This window comes from Petralouisia sp., from assembly GCF_056822245.1.
The window spans coordinates 57,422-83,416 of record NZ_JBQIOP010000017.1 but is presented as its reverse complement, the minus strand read 5'-3'; the positions used below and the strand labels follow the sequence as shown (position 1 = coordinate 83,416).

23 protein-coding genes, 1 tRNA gene and 1 pseudogene are annotated in these 25,995 nt (G+C 44.1%); 23 read left to right on the top strand and 2 right to left on the bottom strand.

From position 1 onward, the window contains the following. Positions 1-111 precede the first annotated feature (111 nt). The 11 genes from ACTO17_RS08725 (at position 112) to ACTO17_RS08675 (ending at position 11,064) form a co-directional block, all read left to right on the top strand. Positions 112-183: transfer RNA gene (locus ACTO17_RS08725), tRNA-Asn, on the top strand. 789 nt (positions 184-972) lie between these two features. Then, entirely contained in the window at positions 973-1,728 is a 756-nt protein-coding gene (locus ACTO17_RS08720; protein ID WP_482557652.1) for a hypothetical protein, read from the top strand. Positions 1,729-1,977: 249 nt separating this feature from the next. Further along, on the top strand, positions 1,978-2,748 hold the full coding sequence (locus ACTO17_RS08715) for an HpcH/HpaI aldolase family protein (RefSeq protein ID WP_482557651.1): 771 nt from the start codon (positions 1,978-1,980) through the stop codon (positions 2,746-2,748). A gap of 90 nt (positions 2,749-2,838) precedes the next feature. Further along, entirely contained in the window at positions 2,839-3,477 is a 639-nt protein-coding gene (locus tag ACTO17_RS08710; protein WP_172538980.1) for a GntR family transcriptional regulator, read from the top strand. Positions 3,478-3,626: 149 nt separating this feature from the next. Next, positions 3,627-4,694, top strand: a complete 1,068-nt coding sequence (locus tag ACTO17_RS08705; RefSeq protein WP_482557650.1) for a C4-dicarboxylate TRAP transporter substrate-binding protein — start codon at positions 3,627-3,629, stop codon at positions 4,692-4,694. A gap of 78 nt (positions 4,695-4,772) precedes the next feature. After that, on the top strand, positions 4,773-5,267 hold the full coding sequence (locus tag ACTO17_RS08700; protein WP_482557649.1) for a TRAP transporter small permease: 495 nt from the start codon (positions 4,773-4,775) through the stop codon (positions 5,265-5,267). A gap of 1 nt (position 5,268) precedes the next feature. Beyond that, the gene (locus tag ACTO17_RS08695) at positions 5,269-6,552 is read left to right on the top strand and encodes a TRAP transporter large permease (RefSeq protein WP_172538983.1); all 1,284 of its coding nucleotides are present in this window, start codon (positions 5,269-5,271) and stop codon (positions 6,550-6,552) included. Between the two features lie 22 nt (positions 6,553-6,574). Then, positions 6,575-8,071 (top strand): UxaA family hydrolase, encoded by a 1,497-nt coding sequence (locus ACTO17_RS08690; RefSeq protein WP_482557648.1) that lies wholly within the window; start codon positions 6,575-6,577, stop codon positions 8,069-8,071. 235 nt (positions 8,072-8,306) lie between these two features. Beyond that, the gene (locus ACTO17_RS08685) at positions 8,307-9,110 is read left to right on the top strand and encodes an electron transfer flavoprotein subunit beta/FixA family protein (protein ID WP_172539483.1); all 804 of its coding nucleotides are present in this window, start codon (positions 8,307-8,309) and stop codon (positions 9,108-9,110) included. 14 nt (positions 9,111-9,124) lie between these two features. Then, entirely contained in the window at positions 9,125-10,129 is a 1,005-nt protein-coding gene (locus ACTO17_RS08680) for an electron transfer flavoprotein subunit alpha/FixB family protein (protein WP_482557647.1), read from the top strand. A gap of 137 nt (positions 10,130-10,266) precedes the next feature. Beyond that, complete coding sequence (locus ACTO17_RS08675) at positions 10,267-11,064, top strand: enoyl-CoA hydratase/isomerase family protein (RefSeq protein ID WP_482557646.1); 798 nt, start codon at positions 10,267-10,269, stop codon at positions 11,062-11,064. Between the two features lie 197 nt (positions 11,065-11,261). On the opposite strand, the gene ACTO17_RS08670 is transcribed toward ACTO17_RS08675, so the two are convergent. Further along, a complete protein-coding gene (locus ACTO17_RS08670) occupies positions 11,262-12,191 on the bottom strand; it encodes a LysR family transcriptional regulator (protein ID WP_172539486.1) in 930 nt (309 codons plus the stop codon). Between the two features lie 361 nt (positions 12,192-12,552). Between ACTO17_RS08670 and ACTO17_RS08665 the strand changes: the two genes are divergently transcribed. Genes ACTO17_RS08665 through ACTO17_RS08655 form a run of 3 tightly spaced genes read left to right on the top strand, consistent with a single transcriptional unit; the run spans position 12,553 to position 15,473 of the window. After that, positions 12,553-13,641 (top strand): TRAP transporter substrate-binding protein, encoded by a 1,089-nt coding sequence (locus ACTO17_RS08665; RefSeq protein ID WP_482557645.1) that lies wholly within the window; start codon positions 12,553-12,555, stop codon positions 13,639-13,641. Between the two features lie 35 nt (positions 13,642-13,676). Then, on the top strand, positions 13,677-14,186 hold the full coding sequence (locus tag ACTO17_RS08660) for a TRAP transporter small permease (RefSeq protein ID WP_172539488.1): 510 nt from the start codon (positions 13,677-13,679) through the stop codon (positions 14,184-14,186). Beyond that, a complete protein-coding gene (locus ACTO17_RS08655) occupies positions 14,187-15,473 on the top strand; it encodes a TRAP transporter large permease (RefSeq protein ID WP_482557644.1) in 1,287 nt (428 codons plus the stop codon). A gap of 84 nt (positions 15,474-15,557) precedes the next feature. Here ACTO17_RS08655 and ACTO17_RS08650 read toward each other — a convergent pair whose 3' ends face one another. After that, complete coding sequence (locus ACTO17_RS08650; protein WP_482557643.1) at positions 15,558-16,106, bottom strand: NUDIX hydrolase; 549 nt, start codon at positions 16,104-16,106, stop codon at positions 15,558-15,560. 156 nt (positions 16,107-16,262) lie between these two features. On the opposite strand from ACTO17_RS08650, the pseudogene ACTO17_RS08645 reads away from it, so the two are divergent. The 9 genes and pseudogenes from ACTO17_RS08645 to ACTO17_RS08605 all read left to right on the top strand — a co-directional run bounded on the left by ACTO17_RS08645 (position 16,263) and on the right by ACTO17_RS08605 (position 25,995). Next, a pseudogene (locus ACTO17_RS08645) lies at positions 16,263-17,600 on the top strand (butyryl-CoA:acetate CoA-transferase). A 171-nt stretch (positions 17,601-17,771) separates the two neighbouring features. Then, the gene (locus tag ACTO17_RS08640) at positions 17,772-18,932 is read left to right on the top strand and encodes an acyl-CoA dehydrogenase family protein (protein WP_172539110.1); all 1,161 of its coding nucleotides are present in this window, start codon (positions 17,772-17,774) and stop codon (positions 18,930-18,932) included. Positions 18,933-19,113: 181 nt separating this feature from the next. Then, positions 19,114-19,641 carry a cob(I)yrinic acid a,c-diamide adenosyltransferase gene (locus ACTO17_RS08635; RefSeq protein ID WP_172539111.1) on the top strand — a complete coding sequence of 176 codons (528 nt, stop codon included), beginning with the start codon at positions 19,114-19,116 and terminating at the stop codon, positions 19,639-19,641. A gap of 158 nt (positions 19,642-19,799) precedes the next feature. Continuing rightward, the gene (locus ACTO17_RS08630) at positions 19,800-21,098 is read left to right on the top strand and encodes an acetyl-CoA hydrolase/transferase family protein (RefSeq protein WP_482557642.1); all 1,299 of its coding nucleotides are present in this window, start codon (positions 19,800-19,802) and stop codon (positions 21,096-21,098) included. 37 nt (positions 21,099-21,135) lie between these two features. Further along, entirely contained in the window at positions 21,136-22,839 is a 1,704-nt protein-coding gene (locus ACTO17_RS08625) for a methylmalonyl-CoA mutase family protein (protein ID WP_482557641.1), read from the top strand. After that, on the top strand, positions 22,836-23,240 hold the full coding sequence (locus ACTO17_RS08620; RefSeq protein WP_172536681.1) for a cobalamin-dependent protein: 405 nt from the start codon (positions 22,836-22,838) through the stop codon (positions 23,238-23,240). The genes ACTO17_RS08625 and ACTO17_RS08620 overlap by 4 nt, the downstream gene beginning before the upstream one ends. Positions 23,241-23,271: 31 nt before the next feature. Beyond that, the gene (meaB, locus tag ACTO17_RS08615; protein ID WP_482557640.1) at positions 23,272-24,216 is read left to right on the top strand and encodes a methylmalonyl Co-A mutase-associated GTPase MeaB; all 945 of its coding nucleotides are present in this window, start codon (positions 23,272-23,274) and stop codon (positions 24,214-24,216) included. 161 nt (positions 24,217-24,377) lie between these two features. Further along, positions 24,378-25,559 (top strand): thiolase family protein, encoded by a 1,182-nt coding sequence (locus ACTO17_RS08610; RefSeq protein WP_482557639.1) that lies wholly within the window; start codon positions 24,378-24,380, stop codon positions 25,557-25,559. A 238-nt stretch (positions 25,560-25,797) separates the two neighbouring features. Further along, the gene (locus ACTO17_RS08605) at positions 25,798-25,995 is read left to right on the top strand and encodes a hypothetical protein (RefSeq protein ID WP_482557638.1); all 198 of its coding nucleotides are present in this window, start codon (positions 25,798-25,800) and stop codon (positions 25,993-25,995) included.

Below are 25,995 nucleotides of genomic sequence, written 5' to 3'. Positions count from 1 at the left end.
GATGGATGGAGCTGACTGTCACTAATCGGTCGAGGGCTTGACCAGGAAGAAGAAGGTGGATGGATTGTCTGGCTGTATGGATTTTTGAAGGTATATGAAAACATCATATAATCCTCGATAGCTCAATGGTAGAGCACGCGGCTGTTAACCGCGGGGTTGTTGGTTCGAGCCCAACTCGGGGAGTTAGAAAAAACCCGTAAACATCAGTGTTTGCGGGTTTTCTTTACATAAATGTCAAGCATCAAAAGAGGCACAATAGATCTCAGGTTTTGTTGTCATTTTTTAGCCACAGTATAATGCTGTGGCTTTTTTAATGGAATAAACCATAAGGGATTCTTATGGAATTTATGGTATTTCAATACACTATAATTTTTTACGTTTTGACAAAATATGGCAAATTTTTGGGCAATGCATAATGTATATAGTGAAAAAGGTATTTTTCATTATATTTTCTAAAAAGGAAGTGTTTTTATGAATCAAAATAATTCATGTTACTGTAATCAGAATCAGGAACAGCCCTCGTGCAGTCTCCGCGGTCCTATGGGACCTAAAGGCGATCAGGGACCGGCAGGTCCTCAAGGTATTAAAGGGGATATGGGTTGCCCCGGTCCTAAAGGCGATCGGGGAGAACCAGGTCCGATTGGCCCACAGGGTATTCCAGGCGTTCCAGGTGCAAGGGGGCCCAGAGGAAATACAGGACCGGTGGGACCCACCGGAAATACAGGACCGAGAGGCTGCGACGGACCGAGAGGCTACGCAGGCCCACAGGGTATTCAGGGTATTCAGGGGGTTCGTGGAGAAATAGGTCCCAAAGGAGACCCCGGCTGTGAAGGTCCCAAAGGAGACATAGGTCCTGCGGGTCCTGTCGGTCCAATTGGCCCTGCGGGTCCTGCCGGCCCCCAGGGAGATGTTGGTCCCCAGGGTCAAAGAGGAATGCCAGGTCCTACAGGTCCCACCGGTCCAATCGGAGCCATGGGGCCGCAGGGTGTAACCGGTCCTCAGGGCATTCAAGGTGAAGTTGGTCCAGTTGGAGCTCAAGGGCCTAAAGGGTGTCAGGGGGATGAAGGTCCAATCGGGGCAACCGGAGCGACCGGCCCGACCGGAGCAGATGGAGCTACCGGGGCGACAGGTCCAACCGGAGCAGATGGAGCAACCGGAGCCACTGGGGCGACCGGCCCAACCGGCCCAACTGGCCCTGCAGGTATAGCATCAGAAGAAAAAGTGTTCCTCTTTAATTCAGTAAATCCTGTTACGATGACAACGATTACGGATGGCATCTCAGGTGTGCCGGCTTTTGTCGGTTTTAGTGCCAGCGGACAGGGCTCCTCGTCGTTAACCTCTACGATGAATGTGGCAGATATAGGCGGATATGCCAGCAGTTTTTGCTTTTCAGTTCCTTTTGAAATTGAAATTAATCGCTTGATTGTTTTTTTCACCACCTATGACTTGTATGCTCAGACTAACCCTGAAATGACGATAAGCGCACAATTTTACGAGGCCAAGGAGGATAGCGATATATTTTCAGCTATTGAAGAAACGTTGATTACTCTAACACCTTCCATTACTGATGCAACGCCCGCTGGAACTTTACTGAGAGGCGAGATCAGGACGAACAGACTGGTGGAAGCGAACACAAGGTTGATGCTGGTATTTTTTGGAACATCAAACGGAGCAGATTCGGTCGTCACAATCGTAGGATATGCAAGAGCCACCTTGGTTTACACTTGATATTTCAAGATATAAATCAATAAAAGCCATATGATGTATCCCGGAGGCTGCGGTCTACGGAACCTCCGGGATGGTTCCTGTGTAATGAAAGGCAATATATAAAGCTGTTTGGACATAGCGCTTTATCAAAGAGATTTAAGCGTTTATTTTTTGATTTATTGTGAAAAAGGTCTTGTATTTTATGGGATAATATGTTACAACTAATATATCAGATAAATATTTAAAATATATTTATAGAGGAGAAGGAAAATGAATTTGGAATTAATCAAAGATTTTCGGGAAAAATTGGCAGATGGATGGGTATTGGGACCATTTATGAAAACCTGTGATCCGGGTTTTGTAGAATCAGCGGGTTATGCCGGTATGGATTTTGCAATTTTGGATATGGAACATGGCCCAATTAGTGTGGAACATCTGCAGAATAACATTCGTGCAGCGCAGGTATCCGGACTGTTGCCGGTGGTTCGCGTTAACAGTTATGAAGAGATTTCCAGAGCTCTGGATGTGGGGGCAGCGGCCGTTCAGGTTCCGCAGGTATCAAGTGCAGGCGAAGCGGCAGCGGCCGTGCGGGAGGCCAGGTTTTATCCGCAGGGAGAGAGAGGCGTATGCAGGTTTGTGAGAGCGGCACATTATTCGGCAATGGATAGGACAGATTATTTTTCTGCGGCTAATCAGGCTCTGGTTATTGTTCAGCTGGAAGGGCAGGAGGCGATCCGGAATCTGGATGAAATCATGGAAGTGGAGGGGATAGATATCATGTTTATAGGACCATATGATTTGTCCCAGAGCCTTGAGGTGCCGGGGCAGACGACACATCCTCTGGTAGTACAGCAGATGAAAAAAATTGTTGATAAGGCCAGAGAAAAAAATATTCTGGTGGGGACTTTTACCGACAGTCTGGAGACATTGAAAATGTGGAGTGATGCTGGAGTCAGATATTTGTCTTATTCCGTAGATATGGGAATTTTTTATGAAGCATGTACAAAAATCAGGAAGAGAATGGAATCCATGAACTGCTAAAATTGGAAAAACTTGTTTTTATTCGTTGGATGTGTTACTATTATGATAACAGATATATCAGTTATATAATTTATTTAAGGGGAAAAACAGATGAATAGTAAGTCGGATTATGCATACAGAGAGATTAAAAACAAGATTATACAAGGTGAACTGGCGCCTCTAAGCGATATTGTGGAAGAACGTTTTCAGGAAGAATTGAATATCAGTCGGACGCCAATCCGGGAAGCGGTGCAGAGACTGAACAAAGAAGGATTTGTTTATATTTATGCACGAAAGGGAACGATAGTATCTCCTATTAATGTGGAGATGATTTATTCTGTATATCAGGCCAGACTTCTGAATGAGCCGTATTTGTCAAAAGAAGTTTGTCATGAAGTGCCGGAAGAATGGCTTCGTCAGATGAAAAATAGTTTGGAGGACAGCCCTTTTGAACTGGCAGAGATGGATTATCGTCATTATTATATGGCTCTGGATTATGAGCTGCATACGAAAATTTTAAGCTACTGTAAGAATCAGTTTCTAAAGGATGCACTGAATATTGTAAATGATCACAGTCAGAGAATCCGTATCCGTACTTCAAGCTGTAATGAAGACATGGGATGTTCCATTCAGGAACATATTGCGATTGTGGATGCATTTCTCAGAAGGGACCCGGATCAGGTAGAAGAAGCCACAAGAAATCATATTATTAGTTCTCAGCAGGACGCATTTAAATATAATAAGGGTTAGCGCAATTTTACATATCAATTTAGAAGGTAAATGTACAAAGGTCGTCTGTCAGGAAGAAGTTATCTTCCTGATACGTACGATCATTAAAAAAACTACATCTGATATATAAGATGTATATATAAAATATTTAAATTAAAAGGAGAAGAAAAATGAAAAAGAAAAGTCTGGCAGCAATATTGGCAATGGTCTGTGCGGTGGCAGTTACCGCCTGTGGCGGTTCGACTGGCTCTGCTCCTGCAGAAAATCCAGAGACGACGGGGGAAACAGCAGAGGAAGAGACTGTACCGGAAAGTGGAGCGGCAGTGGTTGAAATTTCCTTTGGACATGACAATAATCCGGGTGATCCGGTTCAGGAGGCGGCGCTGTTCTGGGCAGAGAAGCTGGATGAATTAAGTGGGGGCACCATGAAGTTGAACGTATATCCTTCCGGCCAGTTGGGAAATAAGTCCGATCTTATGGATCAATTACTTGCCGGAGATACAGTAGCATGTATTGGAAACGGACCGTTTTATGCAGACCGCGGAGCGGCAGATCTGGGCATTATGAACGCACCATATTTATTTGAATCCTGGGAACAGCTGGATAAGCTGGTAGCCAGCGACTGGTACGGGGAACAGATGGGTCAGTTGGAGAATGCCGGAATTAAGATTATCGCCAGCAACTGGAGATATGGAGTGCGCCATACAGAGACGGTCAATCCGGTTACATCTCCTGCAGATATTCAGGGTATGAAGATTCGGACACAGAACACAACGATTCATGTAAAAGGATTTGAATGTCTGGGCGCCACACCAACTCCCATGGCTCTGTCAGATGTCTATACTTCGCTGCAGCAGGGAACGATTGACGGACTGGAAAATCCGATCTCAGTATTATACAGCGGAGCATACTACGAAGTGGCCAAAAATCTTATGTTGGACGGCCATATCAGAGATTTATCCTCCATCTGTATCAGTGCGGATGTTTTCAATTCTCTGACAGAAGAGCAGCAGGGCTGGTTGATGGAATCCTGTGAAGCGGCAGGCGAATATCAGAATGAACTGGCCCAGAAAGCCGATGAAGAATGTCTGCAAAAGATGAAAGATGCAGGGGTTACCGTAAATGAAGTGAGCACAGAAGACTTCAAGGCGGCGGCAGAGAGCTTTTATTCTGATCCGGAGATTCAGGCAATGTGGTCTGAGGGACTGGTTGACACTGTGAAATCCATTATTCAGTAAAGTCATTATAGAAGATGGTGATCAGGAACAGTGCATATGGCATTTGTCCCTGATCACTCTGAAAGACAGGTGGTAAGAATGAAAATGAAAAAAATGTTTATCAGGCTCCTGGATCTGGATTATCTGATCGCTGGGCTGAGCCTGATCGTACTGGTTCTGGTAACGTTCGCAGGTGTAATTTTTCGTTATTTTTTAAATAATCCGATTATATGGGAGGAAGAGATTCAGCTGATGATGATTACGTGGACCATTTATTTTGGAGCATCGGCGGCATTTCGAAGCGGAGGACATATCGCGATTGATATGATTGTGGATCTTTTTCCGGAAAAAGTACAGAAGATATTCGATATTTTGATTTTTGCAGTGACAACAGGTGTGATTGTTTTTCTCATGCTCAACGGAGCGGCATTGGTCAACCAGTTTATCCGTACCAACAGAGTAACGAATATTCTGCATATTCCAAGCCAATATGTGTATATTGCAATTCCGGCCGGATGTGCTTTGATGATCGTCAGCAACACCATGTATTTTGTAATGAAAATGTTCCATCCGGAACAGAAAGGAGAGGAATAGGATGAATGTAGTTTTACTGACATTGATTGTTCTTTTGTTGTGTCTGTTTTTAAAGGTTCCGGTGTTTATTTCCATCCTGGCCGGCTGCGTTACTTATTTTGCAATGAATCCTAATGTGGCGACGCTGATTATTGCGCAGCGTGTGGTGGCAGGAACAGAGAGTATTCCCCTTCTGGCCGTGCCGTTTTTTGTGGCAGCAGGCGTCTATATGAATTATTCCGGCGTTACAAGTCGAATTATGGATTTCTGCAGTGTGATTACCGGGCGTATGACCGGAGGTCTTGCACAGGTGAATGTCCTGCTTTCTACACTGATGGGAGGATTGTCCGGTTCCAATCTGGCAGATGCTGCCATGGAAGCAAAAATGCTGGTGCCGGAAATGGAGAAAAAAGGATTTTCAAAAGAATTTTCTTCTGTGGTTACAGCCACATCTGCCATGATTACTCCTTTGATTCCTCCGGGAATCGGCATGATCATTTATGCGTCGGTTACCAATATTTCTGTGGGAAAACTGTTTATATCAGGCATTGGCATAGGAGCGCTGTTGTGCATTGCGCTGATGGTACTGGTCAGGTTTGTATCCAGGAAAAGGGGGTATGAACCGCTTCGTACAGAACGAGTATCAGGAAAAGAGCTGTTTCAGTCCTTAAAGGGAGCATTTTTACCGCTTTGTCTGCCGATTATTATTATCGGCGGAATCCGTATCGGAATCTTTACGCCTACAGAGGCAGGTGCAGTCGCAATTATTTATTCTCTGCTGCTGGGAATTTGTTATAAAGAACTGACGCTGAAAAACTTTTTTGACGGAATCAAAGAAACAGTTCTGACAACCGGGTCCATTATGCTGATTGTGGGTGCGGCTTCCGCACTGTCCTGGATCTTTACAAAAGAGCAGATTCCGCAGACACTGACAGGTTTTATGTTAGCGCATATTTCCAATAAATATCTGTTTCTGATTATCATCAATGTATTCTTAATTCTTGTAGGCATGTTTGTAGAGGGAAATGCAATTAATATCATACTCGGACCGCTGCTTGCGCCCATTGCTGCTTCCTACGGCATAGATCCGATACAGTTCGGTATGATTTTCATTTTCAACATTTCCATCGGATCGATCTCTCCGCCTATGGGAACGCTGATGTTTGTGACCTGCGGAATTACCAAATGTAAACTGAAAGCTTTTATCAAAGAAGCGGTGCCGTTTTATCTGCTGCTTTTACTGGTGCTCGGTCTTATGACATTCGTTCCGGTACTTACAACAGGTTTAGTAACATTATTCTATTAATGATAAGGAGCATATAAAAATCATGAATAAACATCAACTGATTCAGATACATGAATTTGACAATGTTGCCATCGCAATCGACGGACTGACAGCGGGTATGGAAGTCGCAGTCGGAGGCAGCAGCTGTCAGGTACAAAATGACATTCCGGTCAATCATAAGATAGCGCTTCAGGATATGGAGCCTGAAACGGAAGTGATCAAGTACGGAAACGTGATTGGACATACAACAAAAGCGGTGAAAAAGGGGGAATGGGTACATTCTCATAATATGCAGACCAGTCTGGATGGAATGCTGGAATACACGTATGAGCCCACCTCAGGAATCACAGAAGACAAAGAACGGGTAAAAGATACGTTCCTGGGCTACATAAGAAATAATGGAGAAGTGGGAATCCGCAATGAAATCTGGGTCATTCCTACGGTATCCTGCGTCAATCATACTGTGAGAATGATCGCGGAACGCGCAGGAAAAAAATTCAGTGAAAGCTGTGACGGAATTTTTGCATATCCGCATAATTCCGGCTGTTCACAGTTGGGGGAAGATCACAAAACAACACAGAAGATTCTGGCAAGTATTATTAAGCATCCCAATGCAGGCGGCGTGCTGGTTGTCAGTCTGGGATGTGAAAACAATAATTTGAACGAGTTCAGGTCGGTGCTGGGTGATATTGATGAGAACAGAGTCAAGTTTCTGGTTGCCCAGGAGGAAACGGATGAAATTGAGAGAGGAGTAGAACTGATCGCGGAGCTGCTTTTAACAGCCAGAAAGGATAAACGAACAGAAGTGCCGGCGTCAAAGCTGAAGATCGGGTTTAAGTGCGGCGGTTCCGATGCCCTGTCCGGGGTTACAGCCAATCCATTGTGCGGACAGATTGCAGACCGTGTGGCAAAAGAAGGCGGAACAGCCATTTTGACTGAAGTTCCGGAGATGTTTGGCGCGGAGACGATTCTGATGAACCGTGCAGATACCAAAGAGACATTTGAGAAGGTTGTAGATCTGATCAATTCTTTTAAACAGTATTATATTAATTATGAACAGCCGATTTATGAAAATCCGGCTCCGGGCAATAAGGCCGGCGGAATTACAACTCTGGAGGAAAAATCACTGGGATGTATTCAGAAAGGCGGACATGCGCAGGTAACTGATACGTTGAAATATGGACAGAAAGCCGGGAAGCAGGGGCTGAATCTGATGAATGGACCGGGAAACGACAATGTATCGATCACAAATCTGGTAGCATCCGGCGCACAGCTTCTTCTTTTTACGACCGGACGCGGGAATCCTTTAGGAACATCTGTTCCGTCTGTAAAACTGGCGTCCAATTCCAGTTTATTTGACAAAAAGAGGCACTGGTTTGATTTCAATGCGGGAACACTTCTGGAAGGCAGGAGTATAGAAGAACTCAGCGATGAATTATGGAAGCTGATTCTTGACATTGCTTCCGGAAGGAAAAAAGCGAGAAATGAGGAAAATGGATATAAAGAAATTATGATATTTAAGGATGGGGTTCTTCTTTAAAAAATTTCTTAATGCGGCAGCCCCTTTCTTCAGTTAAACTATATATCTGAAAACAATGAGACTTATATCATTATTTTATAAAATTCATATAATATAGTCATTTGTCCTTAAGGAATCCGTCAATTATAATATGGGAAACCGCATAAAATATTCATAGTGGCTTTCAGCGGTTTCATAATACGATAACAGATACGTAATATGAACGAAGCTTACTTACACGAAGGAGGTATTTATTTTGAAAATCTTAGTATGTGTGAAGCAGGTACCTGACACCACAGAGATTAAGATTGATCCGGTTACGAATACATTGATTCGTGCAGGCGTACCCAGTATTGTTAATCCATTTGACGCATACGCTCTGGAAATTGCAGCCAGGATCAAAGATGCAAACCCTGGTACAGAGATCACATTATTGAGTATGGGGCCGGAGCAGGCGAAGGATGCATTGAGAGAATGTCTTGCAGTGGGCGGTGATAAGGCATATCTCTGCAGCGACAGGCAGTTCGGCGGTTCCGATACACTGGCAACCAGCTATATTCTCGCTTCCGCTATCGAGGCCATTGAAGAAAAAGAAGGTAAGTTCGATATTATTTTTGGCGGAAAACAGGCCATTGACGGCGATACCGGCCAGGTTGGCCCTGAAATTGCAGCCCATATGGGACTTGCTCAGGTTACATATGCGTCGGAGGTCAGCGTAGAAGGAGATTCTATCATTGTTAAGAGAGAAAGCGATCAGGGATATGACAGAATTTCCGTTCAGAAACCGGCAGTGATCACAGTGGTTAAGACAGCTTTTGATCCGAGATATCCCACCATTAAGAGCAAAATGGCGTCCCGGAAGAAAGAAATTACAGTTATCACAGCAAATGACATGCCGAAAATCGATCTGACACGCTGCGGCCTGAAGGGATCTCCCACTAAGGTTAAAAAGACTTTCACACCTGTCAGAACTAAGTCCTGTGTCAAAATTGCTGAAGAAGCTGCTGCTGATTCCGCAGCCAAACTTGTCGGCCTGCTTGCTGACGCAAAAGTACTGTAAGGAGGATATTAGACATGCGTTTTGAAGAATATAAAAATCTTTGGGTATTTGTTGAGACAGAAGAAAATGCTGCAAAACCAGTTGGTTATGAACTTTTGAGGCCAGGCCGTCAGCTTGCAGACGAGATGGGCGAAAAGCTTGTTGCAGTTGTGATCGGAGGCCAGGTAGAGGAGGCTGCTAAAAGGGCAATTGAGTATGGCGCAGATGAAGTTATTCTTGTAGAGGGCGATGAATATTACAATTATACAACAGATGCATACAGTATCGCCATGAAAACTCTTGCAGACAAATATAAACCGTCTACAATCTTAATCGGAGCAACCAACAATGGCCGTGACCTGGGGCCGAAAATGGCATGTGATCTGAATACAGGTCTGACAGCTGACTGTACACAGCTTGGTTACGATGCAGAAGGCGGCAACATGGCCTGGACACGTCCTGCTTTTGGCGGGAACCTGATGGCTACGATACTCTGTCCGGAGAACCGTCCTCAGCTTGGTACGGTACGTCCGGGTGTATTCAAGAGGCCAGAACTTGCAGAAGGCAGGGAAGGAAAAATCACCAGAGAAGATATCCATGTAGAAGAGTCTCAAATCAGAACCAAACTCCTGGAACGTGTGAAAGAAGTTGCCGAAGCAATTAATCTTGAGGAAGCTGAGATTATAGTATCCGGCGGCCGCGGCGTTGGCGGTCCGGAAGGATTTGGCGTTATCAAAGAGCTTGCAGAATTGCTGGGCGGCGTAGTCGGCGCATCCCGTGCAGCTGTAGATGCAGGCTGGATTGCCCATGCGCATCAGGTAGGCCAGACAGGTAAAACAGTAGGCCCGAAACTTTACATTGCATGCGGTATCTCCGGCGCTATTCAGCATGCAGCCGGTATCGGCGGCGCGGATGTAATCGTTGCTGTAAACAGAGACCCCGACGCGCCTATTTTTGACATTGCTGATTATGCAGTGGTTGGTGATCTGTTCCAGGTTCTTCCTGCTATGATTGATGAGATTAAAAAGTTAAGAAGTTAATGAAATTGTTTATATATAAAGTTTGCTGTTTTATAAAGTGCAGAATTGTTTAAAAATACCGGACCATGTTGTTTTCCTGACATGGTCTTTGTTATGTACATGTTTCTGAATGTTTTATCGTATGCGAGGAGGTTTTTATGGGCACAATTCGATGTGAAAAAAATCATCATATCGGAATTATCACAATTGATAATGAAAAGAAAATTAACTGTATCACAATGGATATGCTGAAAATTATGAACGAAAAAGTTGAACAGTGCAATCATGATCCTGACATATATTGCGTTATTATAACCGGAGCAGGAAAACAGGCTTTTTCATCAGGAGGAGATTTGAAGGCTGAAAAATTATATGCTGTCAAAGAACATGAAAATATTGATTCCTACAATCGTCTGGGCATGAAATTAGTCCGAAATATTATGAATAGCCCGAAACCGTATATTGCTGCGGTGAACGGATACGCTTTGGGAGCAGCCCTTGCGGTAATTACCGCCTGTGATATTGCCATAGGCAGTGATAATTCTGTTTACGGGCTGCCTACAACATCTCTGGGAGGGATACCTGGATGGGGATGTACCCAGCAGGTAACGCGTGTGCTTGGACGTCAATGCGTGATGCGTATGCTGCTGCTGAATGAAAAGATAAATGCTGACGAAGCCCAAAAATGCGGCATGATATCGGAGATTTATGCGGTAAATGAACTGATGGAAAAGGCCTGTGAACTGGCGGAGCAAATCATACGGTATCCGGTAAATGCTGTTTCAGCGGCAAAACGCTGCGTAAACGGAGGATTAGAGCTGACGTTGGAGGAAGGTCTTGAGTTTGAAGCAAAGCTGTTGTATCACAATAATACACAGTATAATTTCGGAGAGGGAATTTCTGCCTTTCTGGAAAAAAGAGAACCTGAATTTCATATGAATTATGAGGAACTGTAATAAGTCTTATAATCATTCCATTCAAAACCGGAATCACTATGCCATGTACCCGGACAGCCCTATAATTTCTATTGGAATTGACAGGTAGGTTATCTTCCCTTCTGAAGATCGCCATAGAAAATATGGCTGTCTGTCGGTACAACAAAATGCAAATAGAAATATGTTACTGCAGTTATGAAAAAATGAATCCCTGGCATTTATTTATAATAGTTGGGGGCAATTTTATCTCTGTTTTCTGCAAGCCAGGATATCACATAGTTGTGAAATTTGTTGACAACCGGAATGGATTCATTTTCTGGTTTATATATCATGCAAAGGGTGCGGAATGCATCCGGATCGTTGAGGGCGATAGGAACGCATCGCTCCATATTTACACCGTAGATGGGAGGAATCAGTGCGACACCCAGTTCAGCGGCAACGAATCCGGCTACAGTCGAATCCTCATTGGCCTCATAGGCAATGCGCGGAGAGAATCCGGCCTTGGAAAAAAGGTTCAGGGATTCATTGTGGAATAAAGTGAGATTATTAAAGAGAATAAAAGTGTCGTCTTTAAAATCATACAGGTTGGCAGATTTCTTCCCCGCCATGGGATGGGTGCGGGGCACTAACATGTAAAGAGGTTCCGTGGAAATAACGGTTTTCATCAAATGATCCGAGATGGTATCTTTGTCAAAGTCTGTACAGAAACAAATATCTATCTCGTTATTATTCAGCTGCTCTAACAAAATGCGCGTTGGGTGCTGATACAAAGAAAAAGTAATCTGAGGATATTCCTGATTGAAATCCCGCAGAAGCAGAGGAAGAAAGTTAATACCCAGAGTATACAGAGAACCAACAGAAATATGTCCTTTATCAGAGGAAATAAGAGAACGGACTTCTCGTTCTCCTTCGTATATTTTATCACGCGCAATGCGCAGATGCTGAAATAAGACATGTCCGTAAAAATTTAATTTAACTCCCCGCCCGCTTTTTTCAAAAAGCGGAATACCAATGCTTTGTTCCAGATTATTGATGGCACGGCTGAGAGCAGGCTGCGTAATATTCAGAACCGATGCAGCTTTTGTATAATTCTGAATTTCAGCAAGGGTAATAAAATATTCCAACTGTTTCCAATTAAGTGTGTACATAGTAACCTCCGTTTCCTTTAGGATAAATGTAAATATCAAATTGCAGCAGATTGAATAAGCGGAACTATGAGTATTAGTTATTAAAATTATGATTCATTATAAAAGAAACAATTTAAGTTAGCAACTGTCAATATATGTCTGTTTTTGTCGGGAAGCCGTGGATAACTCTTCCGTCTTTTCTTATAATATCAGTTATTCCCTGAAACTGCCCGGAACATGCCCAAACAGGATAAAATTGAAATTTACCATGAGGATTAATCATAAAATCTATGATTTATTGCAATTATACAAGGGGTGGGTTTTCTAATATAATTATCAGTATAATCCATTTAAATTAATTTTTCAATAAGGAGGTCAAGTTATGAAGATTAAGAAGATCGGAGCAATGATTTTGTCAGGTGTCCTGGCAGCAGGACTGTTAAGCGGATGCGGCGGCCCATCCAAGGATTCCAGTGAAAAGGAAAACACAACAGGCACAGAGACATCTTCAGGCTCAGACGAATCAAAGAAATCAGGAAGCGGCGAAGCAGAATATAACTGGACGTGCGGCGTAAACCTTCCCACGGATCATCCCTATTACACAGGATGCGTGAAGTTTGGTGAACTGATGAATGAGAAATCCGGAGGAAGAATTTCACTTGAGGTTTACCCAAGCGCTCAGCTTGGAAATGAACGTGATGTTGTAGAAGCCCTTCAGATGGGTTCTGTGGATTTCACATTGGTTTCCGCTGCGCCCCTTTCCAATTTTACACATGATTTCGAGGTTTTTGATTTCCCGTATATTTTCAGCAATACGGAACATGCCTACAGCGTACTGGACAGCGAAATCGGCAGAACTATGTTGGACAACCTGGAAAACTATGATTTGATTGGTCTTGAGCTTTTGGAAAATGGGTTCTACTATATCTCCTGTGATTCTAAAGTGGAACATCCGGCAGATATGAAGGGCGTTAAGATTCGTTCTCTGGAGAGCCAGATGCAGGTAGACGCTTACAATAATCTGGGTGCAAACGGTATTGCAATGGCATTTTCCGAAGTATACACGGCCCTTCAGAACGGTACTTTGAACGCTACAGGCCTTACACCGGCTGTTATTGGCTCTAACAACATCGATCAGGTTCAGTCTTATATTGCAGCAACCAATCATTTCTATGCAGCAGCTCCGTTGCTGATGAGTAAAGTTGTTTATGACAGCCTGGATGAAGATTTGCAGAAAGCAGTCAGAGAAGCAGCGGCAGAAGCAAGAGACTGGCAGAGAGCAGAATCTCAGAAATACAATGAAGAGATGCTTAAAAAGATTAAAGAGACAGGCTGTGAAATCGTTGAAATTGATGCGGACGAGTGGAAAGAAGCTATGGTTCCGGCCATTGAGGAAGCATATGTAGGCGATGGAAAATTAATCGATCCTGAAATCTATCAGAAGATTAAGGATATGGACCCGGCAAAATAATGCCGTCTTGTCCATAGCGGAAAGGAAATTAATTGATGAAATGTTTAAAAGTATTTGATAAGGTTATCTGTACTGCGGAAGAAGTGATTGCGGCGATTGCTCTGCTTGCTATGTGTTTTATCGTTTTTATAGCAGTAATACTGCGGAGCGCCGGAGTTCCGTTTTCTATCAGTGATGAGCTATCCAGGTATCTTATGATATGGTGCATCTATGTGGGCGTGGCGGTTGCAACAAGAGAGAAAGCGCATGTAGGTGTGGATGTTTTGGTTCAGATGCTGCCCAAAGGCATTCAGAAGGTATTAAATATTGTGGTATCCTTTATCACGCTGGGAGTATTTGCCTGGCTGTTTTATCTGACAGGCAGCTGGGTATGGAGCAGTATGCAGGGGAACATTCAGCTGACCCCATTGATGAAAGTTCCATTTTACACAGTGTATATTTCATTGCCCATTGGTTTTGGATTATCAATTGTGGAACAGATTAAGAATATGGTAAAAGATATTATGGGTAAGGATGAAGAGACAAAAGAGGAGGTGGCAGAATAAATGGATGGATGTACCGTAATGATATTTGTTATCTTCTTTGCATGCGCTTTTTTGGGAGTTCCGATTGCCATGGCTCTTACACTGGGCTCTCTGATTCCATTAATGGTATACACCAACGTGCCTTTGGAGTCTATCGCCCAGAAATTCTATACAGGTTGTGATGTATTTTCTCTGATGGCTATCCCGTTGTTTATTCTCTGCGGCGGCCTGATGGCAAAAACGGGCGTATCCAAAAGGCTTTGTGATTTCCTGGGCTCACTGTTCAGCTGGCTTCCGGGAGGTCTGGCTATTGTGTCCTTTCTGGTATGTATGTTTTTCGGCGCCATTTCCGGTTCTGCAACGGCAACAGTAGTTGCGATCGGAAGCATTATGGTTCCGGCGATGATTGAGGAAGGCTACGAGGAAAGATTTGCGTTGGCGGCCATTGCTGTGGGAGGTATCCTGGGTTCCATCATTCCCCCCAGTATTCCCATGGTGGTTTACGGAAATACTTCCGGTGCGTCAATTGCGGATGTTTTTACCGGAGGTATTCTGCCAGGCGTATTATTGACATTATTATTTTCTACTTACTGTTTCTTTTATGGGAAAAAGCATGTAAAATCCCAGAATAAGTTTGAAGCGAAAAGAGTATGGGTAACATTTAAAGATGCAGTTTGGGGACTTCTGATGCCGGTTATTATTCTTGGAGGTATCTACGGAGGAATCTTCACTCCCACGGAAGCTGCAGCAGTGGCTTCTGTATATGGTATTGTTGTTGGATTTGTAATATACCGGGAGCTGGATTTTAAGAAATTCTATACAGTTTTAAAAGAAAGCTCTGTCAGCGGCGCTTACATTATGCTTATTGTTGCGGCGGCAACAGGATACGGCTATGTTATGACAAGGCAGCAGATTCCGCTGCATATTGCAGAGGCAATTACATCTGTAACAACAAACAAATACGTATTCTTACTGCTGGTAAATATTTTACTGTTAGTGATTGGTACATTTATGGAGACCTGTGCGTCAATTTTGATTGTTACCCCAATGCTGGTTCCTCTGTGCAATCAGTTTGGAATTGACCTGGTGGCATTCGGCGTTATCATGTGCGTAAACCTGGCGATAGGTTTTGTAACGCCCCCGTTGGGACTGAATCTTTACGTGGCTGCAAGGCTGCGGAATAAGCCGGTCGGCTTTGTAATCAACAAGCATTTGTTTGTGCTGATTGGCATTGCAATTTTGGTTGTTTTAATCCTTTCAAATTTTGAGTCTATCGTATTGTTCCTGCCGAATTTATTGAGAGGGTAAGATTGATCCTGCTGAATATAAAATGATAACATGACAGAAATGGGGCTGCCGGGAATCGAATTTCCCAGACAGCCCCATTTTCTTTCAGAAGTATGAGTTTGTTTCATGAATAAAGGAATAGGTGATTAACTGGGCCCTTATGGTAAACGGAGATGTTTTTAACAGCTCTGCGGCCTGTTCTCTGGTGTAAAAGCCAGGTTCAATCCATTCATCAGCTCCGGTATGGTCGGAAAATTCTCCATCCACCTCTGCAAATACCGTAAAGGACAAAACATCGCTGAAATCCGGGGCGGCAAAAGAAGGAGGGAGAACGGGCAGAATTTTAGTGATGGAAAGGCCGGTTTCCTCGTAAAGCTCTCTTCTGGCGCAGTCTTGTGCATCTTCCCCCTGTTCTATATGGCCTGCCGGCAGGTTGTAGACGAATTGATTCACACCCATGCGGAATTCTTTACATAAAAGAATCTGATCCCTGTGTCGCCCTGCCACAGCCACACCGGAAATCCGGGTTCCGATATCTTCGGGAGATTCATGATCAAAGTTGCTGACCATTTCATAAATTTTTTCATTTCCTGAGGTGTTGGTGTAATTTAAAGTATAGTTTTTCAGATAAGGGGTATTTCTTGTTTTTGTCATTGAATTGAGAACCGGAATTTTTTTCATCGTTTTCATTTACCTCGCAACTATAAATTATGTAAAAACCTATCTTATTATAACAGAAAAAAATTGAAAGAACCAATTCCGCAATATTATGTATTTAATAAATATTAATCATATCAAGGAGGGATTTTCATGGATTATTTAAAGGAGTACAGACAGAAGCTTGTATCTGCCAAACAGGCAGTGGAGCTGATTCAATCCGGAGACTGGGTGGATTATGGATAGTGCGTGAATACAGTGGACGCTCTGGACCGAGCGCTGGCAAAACGTACAGACCAACTGACAGATGTTAATCTTAGGGGCGGCATTTTGCTGAAGCCTTTGGCAATTTTTGAGCGTGAGGATGCAGGAGAGCATTTCACCTGGAATTCCTGGCATATGTCCGGCATTGAACGTAAGATGGCTGCCCGGGGTTATGCCTATTATGCACCGCTTCGCTACTCTGAGCTGCCCCGCTACTACCGTGAATTTGAACGTTCGGAGGATGTGGCAATGTTCCAGGCAGCGCCGATGGATGAACATGGATTTTTCAATTTCGGGCCCAACGCTTCTCATCTTGGCGCAATGTGTGAAAGAGCAAAACACGTGATAGTGGAGGTTAATCAGAATATGCCCCGCTGCTTGGGAGGAACGGAATGCGGCGTGCATATTTCTGACGTTACTTATATCGTAGAGGGAGAGAATCCGCCCATCAGCGAGCTGGGTGCAGGAACCGCAACAGAGGTGGATCAGGCAGTTGCAAATCTGATTGTAGAAGAAATTCCCAACGGGGCTTGTCTGCAGCTTGGCATTGGAGGGATGCCCAATGCCGTTGGAGCCCTGATCGCAGAATCTGATTTAAAAGACCTTGGAGTACATACAGAGATGTATGTGGACGCCTTTGTGGATATCGCCCGCGCCGGCAAGATTAATGGAATGAAAAAAAGCATTGACCGGGGCCGGCAGGTCTATGCCTTTGGCGCTGGTACGAAAAAAATGTATGATTATATGGATGAGAATCCTGAGCTTATGAGCGCTCCGGTGGATTACACCAATGATATTCGTTCCATTGCCGCACTGGATCACTTTATTTCTATTAACAATGCGGTGGATATCGATCTTTTTGGCCAGGTGAATGCAGAATCCGCAGGGATCAAGCATATCAGCGGCGCAGGCGGGCAGCAGGATTTTGTCCTTGGCGCCTATCTCTCCAATGGAGGCAAGAGCTTTATCTGCCTTTCCTCTACGTTTAAAGGAAAAGACGGAACGCTTAAGTCCCGTATCCGGCCCACGCTGGAGCATGGTTCTATTGTTACCGATACCCGCGCCAATGTCCATTATGTAGTCACAGAGTACGGCAAGGTGAATGTCAAGGGCCTTTCTGTATGGCAGAAGGCAGAGGCGTTGATTTCCATCGCGCATCCTGAGTTCAGAGAGGAACTGGTGAAGGAAGCAGAGAAAATGAAGATCTGGAGACGGTCGAACAAATAGCTGCGGTATATAAAATTGCAGCGGCAGAGCATGATTTTATGCAGTCAGGTATGGAATTCTATAAAAAATAGGAATTATACAAGGGGCGAAATGACGTGTTAAAATTATATTGTACAAATAAATGAAAGGCAAACTGAGATTTGTCAGTAAAATGAAAAGAGGAGGTTTAAAATGAACAAATTTGCAGATTTTATGTTAGATGAAGATTTGCGTGACGTCAGAGATCTTGCACGAGAGTTTTCTGATAAAGAGATTGCTCCAATTGCTCTGGAAATGGATCGCAACCATGAATTTCCGGAAGGAATGTTTGAAAAACTTGGAGAGCTGGGCCTGCTTGGAACTCGTGTGCCGGAAGAGTACGGCGGACTGGGCATGGGCGTGTTATCCGGTGTGCTCGTATTGGAAGAGCTTGCCAGAAACAGCTGCTCCCTTGCTATTTCTGTGCAGTCGCATATAGATATCGGAATGGGTCCTTTGATTCGTCATGCCACAGAAGAGCAGAAACAGATGATACTTCCCGGCGCAGTGGAAGGAAAAAATATTCTTTCCTTTGCATTGACAGAGCCCCAGTCCGGATCTGATGCAGGCGGAACCATCACCCATGCAGTTTTAGAGGGAGACGAATGGGTGATTAATGGTTCTAAGAGCTGGATCACAAATGCGGGCGATGCAAAATATTATCTGGTTGCCTGCAAAACAGACCGTGAGGCAAAAGGCAGCAAGGGTATCAGCCTGATTCTTGTTCCCAGTGACGCGCCGGGATTTGAGGTAGGTGCAAAAGAAGTAAAAATGTCCGTGAGAGCCTCCTCAACAGGTCAGCTTTTCTTCAGCGACTGCCGGGTGCCCAAGGAAAATCTGGTTGGCGAACTGCACCGGGGACTTCCTATTTTCCTGGAAGGACTGGATGAAGGCCGCGTTATGGTTTCTGCTTTTAGTATCGGAGGCGCGCAGGGCGCTTTGGAGCGTGCCGTAAGATATGCAAAAGAAAGATTTGCATTCGGAAAGCCGATTACAGCATTCCAGGGAGTTTCCTTTAAAATCGCAGAGATGGCGCAGAAAGTGGAAATTGCCCGCTGCATGTGCTATAACGTTGCCAAACTTGCAGACGCCGGACTGCCTTTCTCAAGAGAAGCAGCTATGTGTAAATTATATGCCACAGAAATGGCGGATGAAGTATGCCGCGATGCAATACAGATTCTGGGCGCCAATGGAATCAGTGAAGAATATGATGTGGAGCGTTTCTACCGTGACGTTAAGATGATGACCATCGGCGAGGGAACATCAGAGATCAACAAAATGGTAATCAGCCGTTTTGTTCTGGATGAGTATTAAAATTCGTTCTGTAAGAAGGGGGCCGTCGGAAAATGAAATTTACACACAATATATGATTGTGATACCCAAAGAATCACAGGATATATTGTGGAAAATTGCATTTCCCGACCGCCCGTTTTTTTTTGCAAATAATTACATTTTTTTATACTAATCATACGGCGAGGAGGAGAGGAAAAGAGCCATGCAGAAAGGACTCGTGCATATTTATCACGGTGACGGCAAAGGGAAAACTACCTGCGGGGTGGGTCTGTGTATCCGCGCGGCGGGAGCAGGCATGAAAGTTTTGGTGTTTCAGTTTTTAAAGAAAAATGATTCCAGTGAGCTGAATATTTTGAGGAACCTGCCCAATATTACAGTGATGGACGGCCTGGACAGCGCAAAGTTTGTATTTCAGATGACGGAACAGGAAAAGGCCAAAGCCCGGGATTTTTATGAAAATGCTTTTGAAGATATTTGCAGGAAAGCTGTGAAAGAAGAGTATGATCTTCTGTTTCTGGATGAAGGGCTTCATGCGGTGAATTACGGAATGCTGTCAGAAGAACGTCTCCTGGATTTTCTGAAGAACCGCCCAGAGAAACTGGAAGTGGCGCTCAACGGTTACCATCCCAGTGAAGCATTGCTGAATGCTGCCGACTATGTTTCCAGGATCAGCAAAGAAAAGCACCCCTTTGACCAGGGAATTCCGGAAAGACTGGGGATAGAGAAATAAATTTTTTAAATTCGGCAGATCTGAGAACGGAGTAATCTATAACATCAGGTATAGTTTATGATGATTATAAGGAATTAGACACAGTAAATATTCTGTTTTACTATTGAGATACAAAGATTATTTTACATTCGTAAGTGAAAATAAAGGAGGTCATAACTATGAATTGGAGAGATGAATACCGTCAGAAATGTGTGACGGCAGAAGAAGCGGTAAAGCATGTTAAATCTGGAGATCGTCTGGTGTTTTCCCACGCTGCCGGCGAAGCTACAACGATTACCGACGCCCTGGTGGGAAACAAAGAGCAGTATGAGAATGTGGAAATCGTTCATTACATTCCCCTTGGAAAAGCTGAATACTGTCTGCCGGAGAATTCAAAGCATTTCAGACATAATACATTCTGTGCCGGCGGAAAGACAAGAGATGCAATTAACGGCCCGAGAGGCGATTTTACTCCTGGATTTTTCTATGAAATGCCAACCTTTTTTGACGGCCCTCTGCCGGTGGACGTAGCCGTTGTTCAAACCTCAAGACCGGATAAACATGGATATGTCAGCCTGGGATTGTCTGTTGACTATGCAAAACATGCGGTAGAAACAGCAAAAATGATAATTGTTGAGGCAAATGCCCAGTGTCCCCGTTCTCATGGAGATTGTTTCGTCCACATTTCTGATATTGACTATATTGTGGAAACAGACAGGCCCCTGATTGAGCTTCCGCCCACCAAGATCACAGACGTGGAAAAAGCAATTGGCGAGCACTGCGCTTCCCTCGTAGAAGATGGCTGTACCCTGCAGTTAGGCATCGGCGCAATTCCGGATTCCGTACTTTTATTTATGGATAAAAAGAAAGATCTGGGACTTCACAGTGAAATGCTTTCCGACAGCATTGTTCCGTTGGTAGAGCAGGGCGTTTTAAACGGCAGGAAAAAAGGTTTAAATGAAGGACTTCTGGTTGCAGCTTTTGCTATGGGTACTCAGAGATTATATGATTTTATGGATGATAACCCAAGCGTATATATGGCTCCCATTACTTATGTCAATGACCCCAGAGTCATTTCCAAAAATAATAAAGTGATTTCTGTAAATTCCTGTGTTCAGGTGGACTTCTTTGGTCAGGTTTGCGCAGAAAGTGTCGGACCAAGACAGATCAGCGGCGTTGGCGGCCAGGTAGACTTTGTACGCGGAGCAACCATGTGTCCGGGCGGAAAATCCATTATTGCCTGCACATCCACAGCGGCAGGCGGAAAGATTTCCAAGATTGTTCCCTTCTTAGATCATGGCGCAGCCGTTACCACTTCCAGAAACGATGTAAATTACGTAGTAACAGAATATGGTATCGCACATCTGAAAGGCAAGACTTTGAAACAGAGATCCAGAGCATTGATCAATATCGCTCACCCGGATTTCAGAGAACAGCTGAAGGATGAATTTGAAAAATTGTATCAGACTAAATTTTAAACAGAAAACGAACAGCAGTTTTATAAGGAGGTAGCATATGGCTGAGAGCCGGAAAGAAGAAATTAATCTTGACCGTGATGCGGATGGATTGGTTCGCGACGCAACACAAAGTCATATTAAAGTAAAAACCATTTACAGACCAGAGGATATTGCAGAGGATCGGTATGAGGAGGCGCTGGGCGATCCGGGAAGTTTTCCGTTTACCCGGGGTCTTTATAAAGAAATGTACAGAAACCGTTTATGGCTGAAGTCATTTATTGTAAGCTATGCGACGCCGGAAGAAACAAATGAAGCATTTTGCGATTACATAAAGAATGGAATGAACGATCTTCGTCTCCTTTCTGATTTACCCATTCAGTCAGGAATTGATCCGGATCATCCGGCTTCCTGGAACAGCATGATGTGCGGAGGAATGTCAACTTATGCGATTAATGTTTATGAAAAAATGCTGGAAGGAATTCCACTGGAAGGCGTGACATTTGAACTGGCACATCAGAATGTTTCCTGCTCTATTTTCTTCCATGGCATGATTGTTGCCATGATGGAGAAAAGAGGACTGGATGTTTCCAAACTGAAAGGAAATGGAATTGCTGATCCAATTCGTGCAAAGCTTGTGTATGCTTCCCCTGACTGGACCACAGAAATTAACCGCCGTGTCTGCCTGGACCATATTGAATATGCCATGAAGCATACGCCGAAATGGAAAGCCATTGCGCCAAACGGCGTAGATCCCTGCCAGGGCGGTATGAATGCATATCAGGAAATCGGTATGGTTTTAGCAGTTGCAAGACAGACCATCCGGGACTTAAAGGAGAGAGGCATTTCCATTGATGATTTTGGCAGCATGATCTGTTCTCTGGATGCGGAATCTGATTTCTTCGAAACCATTGCAAAATTCAGGGCAATCCGCCGTATGTGGGCGCATATTGCTAAAGATGAACTGGGAGCAGCCACTGAAAAAGCCATGATGTTAAAGATTGGCATCCGTACTTCCGGATTATCCCTTCAGTGGCAGAAGCCTTTGAACAATGCAGCCCGTGTGACCCTGCAGATTTTAAGCTGTGTTCTGGGCGGCGTTGGTTCCATTGACGCCTCAAGTATTGACGAGGCCGTAGGGCTTCCGTCCTATGAAGCCAGAATGTTCAACCTGGATACCCAGCACATTATTACCCATGAGGCGAATGTGCCTCTGGTAGCCGATCCCTTGGGCGGTTCTTATTATTTGGAGTGGATGACAGACAAGATTGAGAAAGAATGTCAGGCGTTCCTGGATGAAATCGAAGAAAGAGGCGGCGTTTATGAATGTCTGGAAACCGGATGGCTCAATGCGGTTATGGAAGAAAACCGTCTGAAGATTCAGAGGGAAAAAGCAGAAGGCAAACGGTTGATTATAGGCGTCAATTCCTTTAAGGGAGAATCCGGGCCCATCAATAAAGAGATTGAAAACTGTGCGTATAAGGTTCCCACAGAGCAGATGCGCACCGATAAGATTCAGGAGTTAAATGAGTTTAAAGCCGCAAGAAATACAGAAAAACTTTATGATTGTTTCCGTAGGTTATATCTGGATACAAAGGAAGGCAGAAACGTTTCAAGAGCTATGATTGATGGTATTGCAGAAGGTATGACTATGGGTGAGATGGTTGGTATCGTCCGCCTTGGCTATCATATCAGCTACGATCCATTAAATATGCTGCCAACCCCGGATTATGTTAAAGAAGCATTAAAGGAGTACTTATCATGAGGAAAATTAGAATATTAGTGGCAAAAGTAGGCTGTGACATTCATGAAAGAGGCGCGCTTACCATGATGACGGTATACCGTGATGCCGGAATGGAAACGATTTATACCGGACGCTTTCAGAGTGAAGAGGGCGTTGTAAACGCAGCGATTAACGAAAATGTTGATTTTATTTCTGTATCAGATTTAACAGGCAGTCTGGTGATTATCTGTAAGAAACTGATGGATGGTTTGAAAGAACAGGGAGCAGAGAATGATATTCATGTGATCTGCGGCGGAATTATTACGGACAGTGACAGAGAGCAGTTGGAGGCTATGGGTGTTCTGGGCGCATTCGGCACCGGATATCCGGCGGAAAAGACTGTGGAGTTTATTCAGGATTATATGAAAGATAAATTGGACTGAGCATGTTCAGTGGATGGATGAAGAGGTGCCTATGGAAAAAAGTAAGATGCAGCAGTTAATGGATAAAATACTTTCAGGAGATCGCAGAGCTTTTGCCCAGGGAATATCTGTCATTGAAGACCGCAGAAAAGGCTGGCAGGAATTATTGAATGAAGCCTATAAAAATATGAATGATCACGCTCTTATTATTGGAATTACCGGTCCCGGAGGGGCCGGTAAATCCACATTAACTGACAAGATTATTACAGAGTACCGAAAGCTGGGAAAAAAAGTCGGCGTGATTGCGGTTGATCCAAGCTCTCCATTTTCCGGAGGCGCTGTTCTTGGAGACAGGGTTCGTATGGGAACGCATAATACAGATGCAAATGTATTTATCCGCAGTTTGGGCAGCAGAGGATGTATCGGCGGAATTTCTGAAGGAACGAAACGGGTGTTGTATTTGTTCAAAACATTTGATTTCGACGTGATTCTCGTGGAAAGCCTAGGGGTTGGGCAGGATGAGACGGAAATCACAAATTTTGTAGATGTGACGTTGGTAGCTTTGGTACCGGGATTTGGCGATTCCATTCAGATGGCAAAAGCCGGCATACAGGAAATCGGAAACATTTTCATTGTGAATAAATCAGATCACCCGGATGCGGAGCTTTTTACTAATCAATTGAAGTTTTCTTTCGGAGACATGCCTGTGGAAGAACGTCCTCCGATTATCAATACCGTGGCAAGCGAAGGAAAGGGAATGAATGAGCTGATGGGGGCTATAGCAGCCGTTGTTCCCAACGAATATGCCAGAAGAGAGGAAAAGGCCAGAAGAAGAATTCATATTGAAATTGAATCGGAAGTACTGGAAAAAGTAATGGACATTACCAGAGACATTATAGTTCAGAAAGCGCAGATTGTCTTTGACAGTGAAAATAAAATTACTCCGTATGATGTGGCGGCAGAGATGATTGAGGGTATTTCGTTTCAAGAAAAATAATGTTTGGTAAGAGGGAACAATTTAGATTTGAATACGGACGGAATTGCAGAATTGCCCTTTCACGCGCAAATTAGGCAATCCGGCAATTCTGTCCGTATCCAAATATAAAACGTCCGCTGCAGTACCAGGAATTTAATGAAAATACTAAGAGAGGTAATTATATGGAAACAAGAGAAGTATATATTGTATCGGCAGCGAGAACGCCAATCGGTGATTTTCGCGGGGCTCTTTCCCCTTTAGGTGTGGTAGAGCTTGGGAGTATTGTTGCGGAAGAAGTGATGAAACGGGCAGGGGTTGGAAAAGACTGTGTACAGGAAATTGTTGCGGGAATGATTTACAAGGGCGGTCAGAAAGGAAATCCGGCCCGGCAGATTCAAATTAAATGCGGATTTCCGGAAAGCGGTTATGCCTGTACCATTGATCAGCAATGCGGTTCTGGTATGCGCGCCATGGAGGTGCTTAGTCAGCAGATTATGTTGGGGAAAACAGAGGTAGGTCTGGCAATCGGGATGGAAAGCATGTCCAATGCGGCCTATGTGCTGACGAATGCCCGCAGTATCAGATCCGGGGATCAAAAGCTGATCGATACCATCACCTACGATGGTTTGAATTGTGCAATTTGTGATTATCATATGGGAAGAACGGCAGAAAATATTGCGGAAAAATACGGCATTACACGTCAGGAACAGGATGAATTAGCCTATATGAGTCATCAAAGGGCTTTAAAAGCTCAGACAGAAGGTAAGTTTAAGGATGAGATCGTGCCTGTAGCCATTACAGACCGAAAAGGAAGGGTTACGGTAGTAGAAAAGGACGAGCATCCCAAAAACAGCAGTCTGGAAACCCTTGGAAATCTTCCTGCTGTATTTAAAAAAGACGGAACAGTAACAGCGGGAAATGCCTCCGGAATTAATGACGGTGCAGCAGCTCTTTTGCTGATGAGCAAGGAAGCGGCAGAAAAATATCAGGTGAAGCCGATGGCAAAAATTGTGGGTACGGCGTCATTTGGCGTAGACCCTGCCTACATGGGGCTTGGGCCTGTCTATGCACTGCCCAAAGCAGCGGAATATGCCGGCCTTACACTGGATGATATTGAATACTTTGAGATCAACGAAGCCTTTGCGGCTCAGTTTATCGGCTGTGAACGTGAACTGAAGCTCAGCCGGGAGAAAGTGAACCTGAATGGCTCCGGCATTGCCCTTGGCCATCCCGTGGGAGCCACTGGCATACGTATTCTGGTGAGCCTTCTCTATGAAGGAAAACGGCAGAATATTACATATGGCGCAGCTTCATTATGTGTGGGAGGAGGGCCTGCCATAGCGTCTGTTCTTGAATTTTTATAAGTAGAAACAAATCCTTTGCTGCGGTAGAGTTTCAGCTGCAGCAGAGGATTTTTGTTTGTCGGAAATTTAAGGGAAGTAATAACTTGCTAATTTTTATTCCTGATGTTAGTATAAGGCTGTAAGGGAATATTTTCTGAAAGATGGGGCAGGAGACAGGAATAATGCAGATGCAGTCCTGCAGGTCAGTGTTTCTGCGAATAGGGAGATTTATGAGGCAATCAGGAGGTGTGATAAAGCTATGTGTGATGCATTGAAGGAACTTATGAAAGAAGATTTTGAAAAGCAGGAGCGGGAGACAAGACAGGAAACAAAACAGGAAACATTACTGGAAGCAATCCGGAATCTGATGGATACCATGAAGTGCAGTGCAGAGCAGGCAATGGCGGCATTGAAAATTCCGGATGCTGACAGGGGAAAATATATTGCAAAATTATAA